At 66.6% G+C, this 14,319-nt stretch carries 10 protein-coding genes and 3 pseudogenes; 12 read left to right on the forward strand and 1 reads right to left on the reverse strand.

Features of this window, described 5'->3' with window-relative positions; genetic code table 11:
* Positions 1-17 precede the first annotated feature (17 nt).
* The 7 genes and pseudogenes from IG98_RS0136080 to IG98_RS0136110 all read left to right on the forward strand — a co-directional run bounded on the left by IG98_RS0136080 (position 18) and on the right by IG98_RS0136110 (position 5,669).
* The gene (locus IG98_RS0136080; RefSeq protein WP_084195900.1) at positions 18-1,409 is read left to right on the forward strand and encodes a cytochrome P450; all 1,392 of its coding nucleotides are present in this window, start codon (positions 18-20) and stop codon (positions 1,407-1,409) included.
* Positions 1,406-1,609, forward strand: coding sequence for a ferredoxin (locus IG98_RS0136085; RefSeq protein ID WP_030922984.1), 204 nt, complete (start codon positions 1,406-1,408; stop codon positions 1,607-1,609). Before IG98_RS0136080 ends, IG98_RS0136085 begins: the two co-directional genes overlap by 4 nt.
* Complete coding sequence (locus IG98_RS0136090; protein ID WP_030922986.1) at positions 1,609-2,157, forward strand: Cif family virulence factor; 549 nt, start codon at positions 1,609-1,611, stop codon at positions 2,155-2,157. Before IG98_RS0136085 ends, IG98_RS0136090 begins: the two co-directional genes overlap by 1 nt.
* Before the next feature lie 91 nt (positions 2,158-2,248).
* Positions 2,249-3,670 (forward strand): annotated as a pseudogene (locus IG98_RS0136095) (aldehyde dehydrogenase); the annotation flags it as partial.
* On the forward strand, positions 3,670-4,398 hold the full coding sequence (locus tag IG98_RS0136100; protein WP_030922990.1) for an SDR family oxidoreductase: 729 nt from the start codon (positions 3,670-3,672) through the stop codon (positions 4,396-4,398). The pseudogene IG98_RS0136095 and the gene IG98_RS0136100, both read left to right, overlap by 1 nt.
* A gap of 61 nt (positions 4,399-4,459) precedes the next feature.
* Positions 4,460-5,308, forward strand: coding sequence for an NAD(P)-dependent oxidoreductase (locus IG98_RS0136105; protein ID WP_030922991.1), 849 nt, complete (start codon positions 4,460-4,462; stop codon positions 5,306-5,308).
* Positions 5,309-5,342: 34 nt separating this feature from the next.
* The gene (locus IG98_RS0136110; protein ID WP_245651864.1) at positions 5,343-5,669 is read left to right on the forward strand and encodes a carboxymuconolactone decarboxylase family protein; all 327 of its coding nucleotides are present in this window, start codon (positions 5,343-5,345) and stop codon (positions 5,667-5,669) included.
* A 34-nt stretch (positions 5,670-5,703) separates the two neighbouring features.
* Here IG98_RS0136110 and IG98_RS0136115 read toward each other — a convergent pair whose 3' ends face one another.
* Positions 5,704-6,963 carry a nucleotide sugar dehydrogenase gene (locus IG98_RS0136115; RefSeq protein WP_030922993.1) on the reverse strand — a complete coding sequence of 420 codons (1,260 nt, stop codon included), beginning with the start codon at positions 6,961-6,963 and terminating at the stop codon, positions 5,704-5,706.
* 373 nt (positions 6,964-7,336) lie between these two features.
* Here IG98_RS0136115 and IG98_RS47700 point away from each other — a divergent pair, with 373 nt between their 5' ends.
* The 5 genes and pseudogenes from IG98_RS47700 to IG98_RS0136140 form a co-directional block, all read left to right on the forward strand.
* The gene (locus IG98_RS47700; RefSeq protein ID WP_051753387.1) at positions 7,337-8,260 is read left to right on the forward strand and encodes an ice-binding family protein; all 924 of its coding nucleotides are present in this window, start codon (positions 7,337-7,339) and stop codon (positions 8,258-8,260) included.
* Positions 8,261-9,692: 1,432 nt separating this feature from the next.
* Positions 9,693-10,661 (forward strand): annotated as a pseudogene (locus tag IG98_RS47705) (ice-binding family protein); the annotation flags it as partial.
* 151 nt (positions 10,662-10,812) lie between these two features.
* A pseudogene (locus tag IG98_RS53820) lies at positions 10,813-10,938 on the forward strand (hypothetical protein); the annotation flags it as partial.
* Entirely contained in the window at positions 10,935-11,219 is a 285-nt protein-coding gene (locus tag IG98_RS0136130) for a DUF4082 domain-containing protein (protein WP_030923002.1), read from the forward strand. The pseudogene IG98_RS53820 and the gene IG98_RS0136130, both read left to right, overlap by 4 nt.
* A gap of 1,194 nt (positions 11,220-12,413) precedes the next feature.
* Positions 12,414-14,319: N,N-dimethylformamidase beta subunit family domain-containing protein (locus tag IG98_RS0136140; protein WP_245651865.1), on the forward strand; the 1,906-nt coding region annotated here is incomplete at its 3' end.

Consider the following 14,319-nt stretch of genomic DNA (forward strand, 5'->3'; position numbering starts at 1 on the left):
GTGAAGGAGCGAAGCGGATGAACGACGAGGGAAGGAACCGGATCCCAGCGGCCGAACCGCGACGCGCCAGCGTCGCCAACAGCAGGCCTGTGGTTTCGGGGAGTGAGCATTTAGCGGAGTTGCGCACCGATCCGATCGGGTTGATGCGGCGGGTACGGGAGGAGTGCGGGGACGTCGGCGCGTTCGCGCTGGCGGGGCGGCCCGTCGTGCTGCTGTCCGGCGCGGAGGCCAACGAGTTCTTCTTCCGCTCCACGGAAGAGGATCTCGACCAGGCCGAGGCGTACCCGTTCATGAAACCGATCTTCGGGGAGGGCGTGGTGTTCGACGCCCCGCCCGAACGGCGTAAGGAGATGCTGCACAACCAGGCGTTGCGGGCCACCATGATGCGCGGGCACGCCGAGACCATCGAGCGGGAGGTCAGGGAGCTGGTCGCGCTCTGGGGCGACGAGGGCGAGATCGACCTGCTCGACTGGTTCGCCGAGCTGACGATCTACACCTCCTCCTCGTGCCTGATCGGCCGGAGGTTCCGCGAACAGCTCGACGTGCGGTTCGCGCGCCTCTACCACGATCTTGAGCGCGGCACCGACCCGATCGCGTTCGTGGACCCGTACGCCGACATCGAGTCGTTCCGCCGCCGCGACGAGGCCAGGGTGAAGCTGGTGGCGCTGGTCCAGGAGATCATGGACTCGCGCCAGGAGAGCGGCCCGGTGACGCGGGAGGACCGCGACCTGCTGGATGTGCTGCTCTCGGTCAAGAACGAGGACGGCACGCCACGCTTCGGCGCCGACGAGGTCACCGGGATGTTCATCTCGATGATGTTCGCCGGGCACCACACCACCTCCGGCACCGCCGCCTGGACGCTCATCGAGCTGCTGCGCAACCCGGCAGTGCTGACGGAGGTGACCGGGGAGCTGGACGCGCTGTACGCCGACGGCTCCACGGTGAGCTTCCAGGCGCTGCGCGAGATCCCGGTGCTGGAGTCGGCGATCAAGGAGGCGTTGCGGCTGCACCCGCCACTGATCCTGCTCATGCGGATGGCCAAGACACCGCAGCGGGTGTGCGGGTACGACATCGAGCCCGGCGAGCTGGTGGCCGCCTCCCCCGCGATCTCCAACCGGCTGCCCGGCGACTTCCCCGCGCCGGACGAGTTCCAGCCGGGGCGCTACGCGGAACCGCGCCAGGAGGACCTGGTCAACCGGTGGACGTGGATCCCGTTCGGGGCCGGCAGGCACCGCTGCGTGGGAGCCCAGTTCGCGATGGTCCAGCTGAAGGCGATCTTCTCGGTGCTGCTGCGGGACTGGGAGTTCACACCCGCCCAGCCGTTGGACAGCTACGAGAACGACCACAGCAAGATGGTCGTCCAGCTCCGGCAGCCCTGCGCGGTCCGCTACCGCAGGCGGGCCCGATGAGGGTCGTCCTGGATCCCGACCTGTGCCAGGGGCACGCCGAGTGCGAGTTCGCCGCCCCGGAGGTCTTCTCCGTGCCCAGACGCGGCGTGGTGGAGATTCAGCGAGGCGCCCTGCCCGACTCGCTGCCCGACACCCTGCTCGACGCGGTGCGCGAAGCCGTGCGGAACTGCCCGACCCGGGCCCTGCGACTGGAGGACTGATGTATCCCCGCGAAGAGCTGGACGAGATGGTCCGGCTGTGGCTGTCGTCCAACCGGGAGTGCGAGCGCCTCGGCGACTGGAGGCCGCTGGCCTCCCTCTACACCGAGGACGCCACCTACGGCTGGAACCTCGGGCCCGAGCTGGAGTTCATGGCCGTGGGCCGGCAGGAGATCCGCGACATCGCGCTCGGCCAGGAGATGGGCGGTCTCGACGGCTGGCGGTACCCCTACCAGAAGGTCCTCGTCGACGAGGTCGCCGGTGAGGTGGTCGGCTTCTGGAAGCAGGTCGCCGAGGCGACGCGCCCCGACGGCACGCCGTACGAGGTGGCGGGGATCGGCGGTTCGTGGTTCAGGTACGCCGGTGAGATGAAGTGGTCGTGGCAGCGTGACTGGTTCGACTTCGGCAACGCCACCGCGCTGTTCGTGGAGATGATCCAGGCGGGCGTGCTGACCGACGGCATGAAGCGCCGGATGGAGCGCGCCGGCGGCAGACCCGACGGCTGGTACCGGTTGGGCGGCGCCCCCGTCGCTCTCTGGGACCGCCCGTGAGCCGCCGTCCCGGCCGTGCGCCGCGCCGGGTTCCGGAACGGGCCGCGCCACCCTCCGATCGCGCGCCGGAGCGGGCTCCGGCCGTAAGGGGGCGGCGATGAGCGGCCGGTTCGCGAGCGTCAACCCCGCCACCGAGGAGGTGGTCGGCGAGGCCCGCGACGGGACGCCCGCCGACATGGACGCGGCGATCGGCGCGGCGCGGGAGGCGTTCGACGCCGGGGTGTGGTCCGCCGATCCGCGGCTGCGGGCCCGCTGCCTGCGCCAGCTGCGAGACGGGCTCGTCTCGCACGCCTCCGAACTGCGGGAGCTGACCGTGGCGGAGGCCGGCTGCCCGGTCTTCCTGACGTACGGCCCCCAGCTGGACGCCCCGGTGGCGGACCTGGGGTGGTTCGCCGACCTCGCCGAGTCCTACGAGTGGTCGCGGGATCTGGGGGTGGGCGCGCCGATGGGCATGACGTCGCGGCGTACCCTGCTGCGCGAACCCGCCGGGGTGGTCGGCGCGATCACCCCGTGGAACTTCCCGCACCAGATCAACCTGGCCAAGCTGGGCCCGGCGCTGGCGGCAGGTAACACCGTGGTGCTCAAACCCGCCCCCGACACTCCCCTGGTGGCCGAGTTCATGGCGCGGATCGCCGCTGAGGAGACGGACTTCCCGCCCGGCGTGCTGGGCGTCGTCACCTCCTCCTCGCATGCGCTCGGCGCCCAGCTGGTCGCCGACCCCCGGGTGGACCTGGTCTCGTTCACCGGTTCCACCGCGACGGGCCGCTCGGTGATGGCCTCGGCGGCGGCGACCGTGAAGCGGGTCTTCCTGGAACTGGGCGGCAAGTCCGCCTACGTCGTGCTGGAGGACGCGGACATCGGTTCGGCCGCGGCGATGGCGGCCTTCGCGGTGGCCACCCATGCCGGACAAGGGTGCGCGCTCACGACCCGGCTGCTGCTGCCCCGGGCGCGGTTCGACGAGGGTGTGCACGCCGCGGCCAGGACACTGGGCAAGCTGGGGGTGGGCGACCCCGCCGACCCCGGGACCGTCTGCGGACCGGTGATCTCGGCCGTGCAGCGGGACCGGGTGGAGTCCTACCTGCGGCTGGCCGTGGCCGAGGGCGGCGCGTTCGCCTGTGGCGGTGGGCGGCCACCGGACCGGGAGCGGGGCTTCTGGATCGAGCCGACCCTGATCGTCGGGGTGCCGAACTCCGCCAGGGTCGCCCAGGAGGAGATCTTCGGCCCCGTCCTGGTGGCCGTGCCGCACGACGGGGACGACGACGCGGTGCGGATCGCCAACGACTCGCCGTACGGGTTGTCGGGCGCGGTGCACGGGGGTGACGAGGAGCGCGCGCTGGCGGTGGCCAGGCGGCTGCGGACCGGAACGGTCGGCGTCAACGGCGGGCAGTGGTACGGCGGGGACGTGCCGTTCGGCGGTTACAAGCAGTCGGGGATCGGCCGGGAGATGGGCGTGCTCGGCTTCGAGGAGTACCTGGAGAGCAAGGTCGTCGCCACCCCTCACGGAGGTCAGTGATGCGTTTCGAGAACAGGGTCGCGATCGTCACCGGCGGCGCGCGAGGAATCGGCGAGGCCTACGTCCGCGCCCTGGCGGCCGAGGGCGCGAAGGTGGTGGTGGCCGACCTGGAGACCGAACTCGGCGAGCGGGTGGCCAAGGACGTCGGCGGGGTGTTCGTCAGGACCGACGTGGCCGATCCGGAGTCGGCGAGGGCGATGGCCGAGACGGCCAGGGAGAGTTTCGGCAGGCTTGACTACCTGGTCAACAACGCCGCGATCTACGGCGGGATGAGGCTGGACTTCCTGATCACCGTGGACTGGGACTACTACCGGAGGTTCATGGCGGTGAACCTGGACGGGGCGCTGAACTGCGTGCGCGCCTGCTATCCGCTGATGGGCGAGGGCGCCTCGATCGTCAACCAGTCGTCGACCGCCGCGTGGGTCTACTCCGGGTTCTACGGCCTGGCCAAGGTCGGGATCAACGGCCTGACCCAGCAGCTCGCCCACGAACTCGGCGGCATGGGCATCCGGGTCAACGCGATCGCCCCCGGCCCCACCGACACCGAGGCCACCCGGGCGGTGGTCCCCGAGGGCTACCGCAAGCGGATGGTCGGCGACCTGGCGCTCAAGCGGCTCGGGCGGCCCGAGGACCTGACGGGGATGTGCCTGTTCCTGCTGTCGGACGAGGCGGGCTGGATCACCGGGCAGATCTTCAATGTGGACGGCGGGCAGGTGATCCGGTCATGAGCGGCGCGACCTGGACGCAACCCCAATCGAGTGACCTTCGAATCAACGAGGGGGTTCTCCAATGAGACTCGGATTCATCGGGCTGGGGCAGATGGGCGCGCCGATGGCCACGCACCTGGCCGGCTGGCCCGGAGGGCTGCTCGTGCACGACATCAGGGCCGAGGCGTGCGCGCCGGTGGTGGAGAAGGGCGCGCGGGCCGTACCGGACCCGTTGGAGATCATGGCCGAGGCCGATCTGATCGAGGTGATGGTCCTCGACGACGAGCAGGTACGCCAGGTCGTGCGCGCCGGGCTGCCGGCCGCGAGGGCGGGCACGGTGATCGCCGTCCACTCGACGATCGCCCCGTCCACCGCCGAGGAACTGTCGGCCGAAGCCGAGCCGTACGGCGTGCACGTCGTGGACGCCCCGGTGAGCGGCGGCTTCATGGGCGCGCACCAGGGCAGGCTGGCGGTGTTCGTGGGCGGCCCGCAGGAGGCGGTCGAGCGGTGCGAGGAGCCGTTCGGACGCTGGGCGGAGCTGGTGCTGCACGTCGGCCCCGCCGGGGCCGGCACCAGGGCGAAGCTGGCGCGTAACCTGCTGCACTTCGCGTCGTTCGCCGCGGCGGCGGAGGCTCAGCGGCTGGCCGAGTCGTGCGGGATCTCACTGAAGGCGCTGGCGCGGGCCGTCAAGCACTCGGACGCGATCACCGGCGGTCCCGGGGCGATCATGTTGAGGAAGACGACGGGACCTGTAACGCCGGACGATCCCTGGTACGACATATTGCTACATGTTAGGACTCTGGGTGAGAAAGACCTTACCCTCGCACTGGAACTGGCACGGGCCAGAGGGGTGGAGACCCCCCTGGCCGCCCTCGCCCTCGAACGGCTGGCCGACGGACTCGGAGTGCCCCATGAGCGATCACACGAATGACACTCCTGACCGCCGGAGGCGCGGATTGGAGATCATGAAACAGGTCTACGGCTGGGATCACGTCGGGGACGGTCCTGGCGATTTCTTCGGGATGACCGTCGAGCACCTGTTCGCCGAGGTGTGGTCCAGGGAGGGGATCTCGACCCGCGACCGGCGGCTGCTGCTGGTCGGCCTGCTCGTCGGGCAGGGCATGGACGACGTCGTCGGGCTCCAGCTGGACGCGGCGCTGAGGACCGGTGATCTCACCCCCGACGAGCTGCGCGAGATCGTCATCTTCCTCACCCACTACGCCGGGTGGCCCCGGGGGGCCAAGCTCAACGGCCAGGTCGAGGAACTGATCGCCCGCGTCATGAAGTCCTGACCCGCCGCGGAGCCGCGGACCCCGCGCCGAAAGGTCACAGCCTCTCGACGTTGGGCCCGCGGCACCGGTTCCGGGTGTCGAGGACGAAGGCGCTCGCCCGCTGGACGAGCTCGTAGTCGAAGCGGTCGTGGTCGGTGAGGACCACCACCACGTCCGCCGCCGCCAGCTCCCGCTCCGAGAAGGCGACGACCTCGACGCCCTCCGGCAGCAGGAAGCAGTCCACATGCGGGTCCGCGGCCCGCACGTCCGCGCCCAGCTTGCGCAGGCCCCTGACCACGTCGATCGCGGGCGACTCGCGGCAGTCTCCGGCGTTCTTCTTGTACGCGAGGCCGAGCGCGAGCACCCGGCTGCCGTTGACCGGCTTGCGCAGGCGGTTCAGCGCGAGGCCGACCCGGCGCACGACCTGGTCCGGCATGTGGTCGTTGATGTCGTTGGCCAGCTCCACGAACTGGAAGTTGTGCCCCAGGCTGCGCTTGACCTTCCAGGACAGGTACGAGGGGTCGATCGGCAGGCAGTGCCCGCCGACCCCGGGCCCCGGGGTGAAGCGCAGGTAGCCGAACGGTTTGGTCGAGGCGGCGTCGATGGCCTCCCAGACGTCGATGCCGAGCTGCTGCGCGAAGATCGACAGCTCGTTCACCAGGGCGATGTTGACATGCCTGAAGGTGTTCTCCAGGAGCTTGCACAGCTCGGCCACCTGTGGCGAGGAGACCGGGACCACCTCGTCCACGATCCTCGCGTAGAACGCCCTGATCCTCTCCAGGGACGCCCCGTCGATCCCGGAGACCACCTTCGGCGTGTTCTCCAGGCGCCAGCGCGCGTTGCCCGGGTCGATCCGTTCGGGACTGTAGCCCAGGTGGAAGTCCTGCGGTGCCCGCAGCCCGGAGCCGTCCTCCAGCAGTGGCAGCAGGTACTCCTCGGTGGTTCCCGGATAGGTGGTGGACTCCAGCACCACCGTGGCGCCCCGCCGCAGCAGCGGGGCGAGCGACTCCCCCGCCGCACCGATGTGGCGCAGGTCGGGAACGCCTTCGCGCAGCGGCGTCGGCACGGTTATCACGCAGACGTCGAACCCCTCGGCGTCGGCGTAGTCGGCGCTGGCCAGATAGCGCCCCGACCGGTGGGCGGCGGCCAGCGTCTCGTCGCCGACGTCCTCGACATAGGACTCGGCGGCGTTGAGCCGCTTGACCCGCCACTCGTCCAGGTCGATCCCCACGACGTCGAACCCCGCGTCGACCGCCCGCATCGCCAGAGGCAGGCCGACGTAACCCTGGCCGACAACGACCAGCTTCTCTCCCATGTCAGGACCCCCGTCACTTCAAGTGATATATGACCTGACTGTAGGAGCCGAGTGTTCTCACAACATTGATTTGGGCCCCTGGGCGTGTCGCCTCCGCATTTCGCCGGTCCGCTGCATGTCGATTCAGGATGGCGAGAACGACAACAGTAAGGTCGATTTCTCAGGTGCACATCGATTTCAAATTACCAGACAAAGGGACAATCTTATGATAAATAGTGATCGCCCTCGCGCTCTCCGTCGGAATGGCCTCAGCCCCTACCTGGAAGCGGCTCTCGCAGCCTTCCTCACATTGGGCACACCCCTTGTGATGCCACTCAGCGCGAACGCAGACATACAGCCGGTAACCCTCGGGCAAGCCGAGGACTGCGCGGTCATGGCCGGCAACGCGGTCACAGGCACGGATCTCACCATGATCATCGGTACGGTCGCCTTGAGCCCGGGCATCACGATGACCGGCTTCCCACCGGGGATAGTGCGCGGAGAGGTGCACAAGAACGACGCAGCGGCGCAGCAGAAAAAGGCCGACGCGGTCGCCGCCTACAACGACGCGGCCGGGCGGACGCCCACCGCCACCATCCCGCCGAACCTTGGAGAAGGGGCGACCATCACGCCGGGTGTCTACGACACTCCCGGAGGCGTCTTCAAGCTAGCCGGGACGCTCACACTCGACGCTCAGGGCGACCCGGACGCAACCTTCATCTTCCAAGCCGATTCCGCTCTCAACACAGCAAAGACCAGCAACATCGACCTCACGAACGGCGCCCAGGAGGACAACATCATCTGGCAGGTCGGCGATTCGGCGACCCTGGGGGAATACTCCACCTTTCGGGGGACCGTCCTGGCCCTGAACGATGTCAAGGTGATGACGGGCGCGGCGATGCACGGCCGTGCCATGGCGCTGAACAACGTGGTCACCTTGAACGGCACGACCATCCTGCCGACCACCCAGATCATGCTGCCGAACGCCCCAGAGACCGAGACGTCTCTCACCTCGTCGTTGAACCCGTCCCAATTGGGGGATCCGGTCACCTTCGTCGCCAAGGTAAGCGGGGACTTCCATGGGGTCAGCCCCACTAATACCGTGCTCTTCAAGGACGACTCCGTCGTCATCGGCTCGGCCATGCTCGACGACCTCGGCGTCGCGACGTTCACGACCGCGGAACTCACCAGTGGCGTGCACCCCATCACGGCTGTCTACGTGGCCGGTGGCACCTCCGTCGGCGAGGCCTGGGTCGAATTCGCCCCGAGCGAATCACCCGTGGTGAATCAGCAGGTGCTCGACCGCGGGACGACATAGATCAGCACCTTTTCCTGACTCCGGCGTTCTCAGATCGTGAGATCGGGGATGCCGAACGGGACAGCGCCCGCCGACTCCGACGGCAGCACCCACCGCCTTGCCGTACCCCCAGAGCCGTCGGCACCCGTTCTGGTGCGCCGACCCGCCCACTGGCCGACGGACACGGCAGAGTCAATGACGACGAGGCTCCGCAGGAACAGGCGCCATTGACAATCACCTGTTCGCGGGGCCTCATGACGTCTTGCCCTGCAGGCAACTCGTGACCCGCACCGCCATATCCGATGTCTCATCAGCCGGGCACTCCGGAACCACGGCATGCGCCTGTGCCTGGACCTCGCCTCCCACGGTAACCGGATAACGACACAATGGTGCGCGTTCACTAAATGAGTTGAGATCACGAAAGATGCCGACCAAACGGACACCTTTTATCTCGGCGTGTCGTTTGTTTGCCCCAATCGTAACTTCGATCAAGCATCACCACTTCATGAATGGGCATCTCTCGTTTGCACCGCCATGCAATGCGGTGACTCGAAAATCCGATTTTCGCCGTAGGGAGAACCCATTGATTCCTCGCAGGAACACGGCGGTCGCCGCATCGGCGACAGCCTGCGGAACACTGGAATCCCCGGCTCCGGGAGCGACCTCGGCAAGTATGACCGCCGAAACGGCCGGGACCACTCTCCTGGACCGGCAGACGGATGGAGGCGCCGCCCTCCATCCGGCCTGCGGACATCGTCACCGGAAGTCCTGTCGGTGCCTGTGTGATCGGTGCGGGCGCCGGCGGGACGGCCGGCGCCGGGGTCGCCCTGTCCCGCCGGCACCCCTGCCCGTTGCCATGCGAAAGTGCGCCCCCTGATCGCCTTGAGCGCCCTGGCCGGGTAAGCGGCCATAAGTGGTCATCCGAAGCGGATTCTCTCATAAAAACAATCAAAGACACTGTAATCCGCCAGGGAAGCCTGCAGCTGGACAGCGAACCCACTCAGGGCACTGGCCACGGAAGATATCCGCAGGTTAACCCTGCTTTAAACAAGCGTCGATGGAATTCGACCCGCGATTCACTGCAGACATATAATGACATCGTCAAAGCCTTGTCCGCCCTCATGAGTCGCGGCGCCTTCAACGGGAACCAAGATGCCAGGTCGGCGTTTCTCACCGCCAGCATCTTTAATTTTTATTAAAAACAGTGACCGACCGGGCAGAAGTAAGCAGGGATCGCGAGGTTGATCCTTAATGTACGGACTGCACGCAAGGTCCGACACCTGAGATCACCGGAGAGTTGACTCCCATGTCCAAACCCCATTACAGCCCACCCGAGCAACCGGCCAGTACGACTTCGCCGGCACAGCTGAAGCGTGAAACCGGTCACCGCGGCTTTCTCCGGCGGAGCGTCGGTCGCTCTTGGCTTGTAGTACTGCTGACAACTGTCCTGTCGATGGGCGTGATCGTCGGAACGCCACACAGCGCGAACGCGGATCAGGCACCGGTGAGTCTCGGCGACGCCGCGCCCTTCGGCGTTCTGGCCGGGACCGCCGTGACGAATACGAATCTCACGGCGATCACCGGAGACCTCGGAGTGAGTCCGGGCATCTCGGTGACCGGATTCCCACCCGGCACGGTGAGCGGAGCCGTCCACGCGGGCGACGCTACGGCGTCCGGCGCCAAAGCCGACCTGGTCGCCGCCTACAACGACATCGCCGGGCGGACACCTGTCGTCACCATACCGACAGAGCTCGGCGGCACGACCAGGACCCCGGGCGTCTACAACTCCGCCGACGGCACCTTCGGAATATCCGGGACGCTCACACTCGATGCCGACGATGATCCGGACGCGGTCTTCATCTTCAACGCGTCCACCCTCTCCGCGGCAAACGTCAGCAACATCAACCTTGTGAACGGCGCCCAGGAGGACAATGTCTTCTGGCGAGTCAGCGGCTCCGCGACGCTTGGAACGTTCTCCACCTTCCGGGGAAACGTTCTGGCGCTGACATCGGTGACGGTGGGCCCCGGCGCCACCCTCAACGGCCGCGCCTTCGCGCTCAACAACACGGTCACGCTCCAAGGCGCCAGTGACCCACCGAAAACCCGTATCAGCGTGCCGAACGACCCGCCGACCACGACAACCCTGACCACGTCGGCCAACCCCTCCCAGCAGGGACAACCGGTCACCTTCACCGCCGTGGTGAGCCCGGTCACGGGCTCGCTCGTCCCCCAGGGCGAGGTGGTCTTCAAGGATGGCTCGACCGTCATCGGCTCGGGCTGGCACGACAACTCGGGCCCTGCAACCTTCACGACCTCGAGCCTGGCCGCCGGGCAGCGTTCGATCACCGCCGTCTATCTCGGCGGCGACACCCCCGACGGTGAGGCCATCGTCCATTTCGCCCCGAGCAAGTCGCCCGAACTGATCCAGACCGTGCGGACCAGCCTATGGGACAACACAGCGGTCCCGGCCGCCCAGTCCTACCCCGATCCCAAAGCCAGTACGGCCGGTGTGATATTCGGTAACGAGGCCCTACTTCACAACGCAATACACGAACAGCCCGCTCCTCGCGCTCGCGAACGGCGCGGAAGGCGGAAACGGCGTATACAAATACGGCGCCACGGACTCCTTCCCAACCGCCGGCTATCTAGCCAGCAACTACTGGGTGGATGTCGTGTTCACCCCTGCGAATAACTCTTGAACGACGCGGCGCTCCCGGCCGTCCAACGTGATCCCGTCTCCAAGGCCGTTACGCTCGGCGTCAAATTCAAGACGACCACGACCGGAGCCGTCAACGGCATCCGCTTCTACAAGGGCACGCAGAACACCGGGACGCACGTCGGAAGCCTGTGGACCGGCGACGGCCAGCTGCTCGCGCTCGCGAACGGCGCGGAAGGCGGAAACGGCGTATACAAATGTTGCGCGAAGAACTCCTTCCCGACCGGCGACTACCGGGTCGACGTGATGTTCGTTTCGCCTTAGCCTCGATCTTTCCTGGCCAAAGGTGTGGTCGGCTGACGCCGTAGCCGATCGCTGATTTCGGTGTCCGGGCGGCGTGGCGGCCCGGCTCACGCCTGCCGGGCGAGGTTCCACGCGCCCGCAGATGTCCTTCTGATCGTCCGGACGGCTTGCCGCCGGCAGGCTGGTGCGGGCAATGCCCGCAGCCCGCACGACGGCCATGGTGACCTACTCGGCCCAAGGCCGTCGTGCGGCGCGGGATCAGGCGAGTGCGCGTGGACATGGAGAGCGGAGAAAACCAGACGCGCAGCCGTGCGGATGTATCACCGGGACTGGACGCGGGAGGGGCGGCCCGCGATGCGGCGGAGTTCGGCGGTCACGAGATCGTCGTCGCGGCACAGCAGGCAGAACCAGGCGAGCAGATCACAGCTGATCGCGGTGGCGGTGCATCAGATCCGGTCGATGGCGAACTGCCACACTCACGGCCTCAGCCTCGAGATCCGAGAGCGTCGGCTCACCGCCACCCGTCTCGGCGGCGCCACCGCCGTCCATGAGGCCCGGGTCCGGTCTGCTGAGGGCACGTCACCAGAGTCGACCCGGCCGTCGGCGCGGGCTGCCTTGACGCGGCCGTCAGGAGTGTCCCCTTCAACAGAGGCTCAATAAAGGTCTGGCAAGGACATCCCCAGGTGGGAGCGTCTCTGGCCCCTTTCGGTCATCAGATCGTCAGGCTTTCAGTTGTCTAGTCATCTAATGCGATGGTTCGAGTGAGGAGTTTAAGTGCCAGACGACAAGCAACAGTCCGGTCCGAGGTTGCGGCGGATTCTCCGGAGCGCGATCACCTTCGGAGGCGGCGCGGTGGCCATGCTCAGCTTACTTGGGGCGGCCTTACCTCCTCCCCCCGCATCGGAGGCCGCATCGCCGACCGTGATGGCGGCGGCAGGCCTGATGGAGAACGGGATGGAATCCGCCAGGCCGGCGCCGAGCAATTCCAGGCTCATCCCCTCTCCCTCCCCTTCCGACGAGGTGTCGCCCGTCAAGGGCGCAACTGACAGCGCACACGGCACGAAGATCAGGAGCCGGTCTCCCCATGCCCTGAGACGCAGAGCCGACTGCCCGCCCACTTCTGTCATCTGTATGGAGAACAGTCTGCCTGGCAGTCCTCCCAGCGAGTGGGACGTACCGACCCAGAGCCGCAACATCGAGGGGTACGCCACTCAAATGAGCGTGAACAAGGGGGAGGACGTCCAATTCAAGGTGAAGACCGATGCGACCGATTATCGTATAGATATTTACCGCATTGGATATTATGGCGGCATGGGCGCACGGCTGATAACGACGATCCAGCCCTCCGCTGCCTTGCCCCAGACGCAACCGACCTGTCTGGGTGACACGACGACCGGCCTAATCGATTGCGGAAACTGGGGACTGTCGGCCTCCTGGCCGGTGCCGAATGACGCCGTTTCCGGAGTCTATGCTGCGAATATGATACGGGAAGACGGCACGACCGGGGTCAGTCAGATCCTATTCGTCATCCGGGATGATTCCCGCAATTCGGATATCTTACTTCAAACCTCCGACACCACATGGCAGGCGTACAACCAGTATGGCGGTAACAGCCTCTATGTCGGCAAGCCGGTGGGACGCGCCTACAAGGTCAGCTACAACCGCCCGCTTTTTACGCGTAGCAGTTTCTTCATGGCCGAGTATCCTCTGGCCAGATGGATCGAGGCCAACGGGTACGACGTCAGCTACACCAGCACTGTCGACACGGCCAGCCGGGGAGCGGAGCTTCTTGAACACAAGATATTCGTCTCCTCCGGACATGACGAGTACTGGTCCAATGAAATGCGAAGCAATGTCCAGAACGCCCGGGACAACGGGGTGAGTCTCATCTTCCTCTCTGGAAACCAGGTTTTCTGGAAAACCAGATGGGAGAACTCTCTGGATGCAACGGGTGCCCCTTTCCGGACACTGGTCTGCTACAAGGAGACTCACGCCAACGCCAAGATCGACCCGAGTCCACAGTGGACCGGGACGTGGCGCGATCCCCGTTTCTCCCCTCCATCGGATGGCGGAAGACCCGAGAACGCCCTAACGGGGCCGTTGTACATGGTGAATACCCCGGCAAACGACGCCATCGCCGTTTCCGCCGAATATCGCGACATGCGACTGTGGCGCAACACGTCTATTGCCAACCTGCAACCCGGCCAGCAGGCGACCTTTCCCGTTGGAACGCTGGGGTACGAGTGGGACGAAGCATCCGACAACGGGTTCGCACCGGCGGGGTTGGTGAAGTTCTCCAAGACAACCTTGATCAAATCATCGACGTACCTGCTTAACTTCGGCAGCACCTACGGCGCCGGAACCCCGACACACAGCCTTACGCTCTACAGGCATACGAGTGGCGCGCTGGTCTTCGGCACGGGGACCGTCCAGTGGTCCTGGGGACTCGATGACAATCATGATTTGAACCCCGCAGGCGGCGGCCGCTTGGGCGGTACACCCCCCACGGATATCCGGATGCAGCAGGCGACAGTCAACCTTCTGGCCGACATGAAAACCCAGCCGGCCAGCATCCAACCGGGTTTGGTTCCGGCGGTCGCGTCAACGGACACCGCTCCGCCCACATCGGCAATCACCTATCCGGCAAGTGGCGGCACCGTACCCGCTGGAACCGTCATCCCCGTTCAAGGGACGGCGGCTGACACCGGAGGCGGGGTCGTCGGCGGAGTCGAGGTTTCATTTGACGGCGGGACGAGATGGTTTCAGGCAACGGGTCGCACTAGTTGGCGATACAACTGGACAACGCCCAGCAGCGGAACGGTAACGGTCAAATCCCGAGCGGTCGATGACATCGGAAATATTCAGGGGACTCCGACGGAAATGACCGTCACCGTCGTCCCAGGGTGTTCCCCCTGCAGCATCTGGCCACCGTCGGCCGTGCCGGCCGTCCAATCCCAGCCCGATGCCAATGCCAGCACGGCCGGCGTGAAATTCAAGGCGGCCACGGCCGGAACCATCAACAGCATCCGCTTCTACAAGGGTCCGCAGAACACCGGGACGCACGTCGGAAGCCTGTGGACCAGCAGCGGCCAGCTGCTCGCGAGCGCGACCTTCACCAACG

Source organism: Streptosporangium amethystogenes, assembly GCF_000721075.1.
GTDB classification, from domain to species: domain Bacteria; phylum Actinomycetota; class Actinomycetes; order Streptosporangiales; family Streptosporangiaceae; genus Streptosporangium; species Streptosporangium amethystogenes.

What these genes read in the sequence shown, in the direction of transcription:
- IG98_RS0136080 (WP_084195900.1), top strand. Translation starts at nt 18, where the DNA reads ATGAACGACGAGGGAAGGAACCGGATCCCAGCGGCCGAACCGCGACGC.
- IG98_RS0136085 (WP_030922984.1), top strand. Translation starts at nt 1,406, where the DNA reads ATGAGGGTCGTCCTGGATCCCGACCTGTGCCAGGGGCACGCCGAGTGC.
- IG98_RS0136090 (WP_030922986.1), top strand. Translation starts at nt 1,609, where the DNA reads ATGTATCCCCGCGAAGAGCTGGACGAGATGGTCCGGCTGTGGCTGTCG.
- IG98_RS0136100 (WP_030922990.1), top strand. Translation starts at nt 3,670, where the DNA reads ATGCGTTTCGAGAACAGGGTCGCGATCGTCACCGGCGGCGCGCGAGGA.
- IG98_RS0136105 (WP_030922991.1), top strand. Translation starts at nt 4,460, where the DNA reads ATGAGACTCGGATTCATCGGGCTGGGGCAGATGGGCGCGCCGATGGCC.
- IG98_RS0136110 (WP_245651864.1), top strand. Translation starts at nt 5,343, where the DNA reads ATGAAACAGGTCTACGGCTGGGATCACGTCGGGGACGGTCCTGGCGAT.
- IG98_RS0136115 (WP_030922993.1), bottom strand. Translation starts at nt 6,963, where the DNA reads ATGGGAGAGAAGCTGGTCGTTGTCGGCCAGGGTTACGTCGGCCTGCCT.
- IG98_RS47700 (WP_051753387.1), top strand. Translation starts at nt 7,337, where the DNA reads ATGGCCGGCAACGCGGTCACAGGCACGGATCTCACCATGATCATCGGT.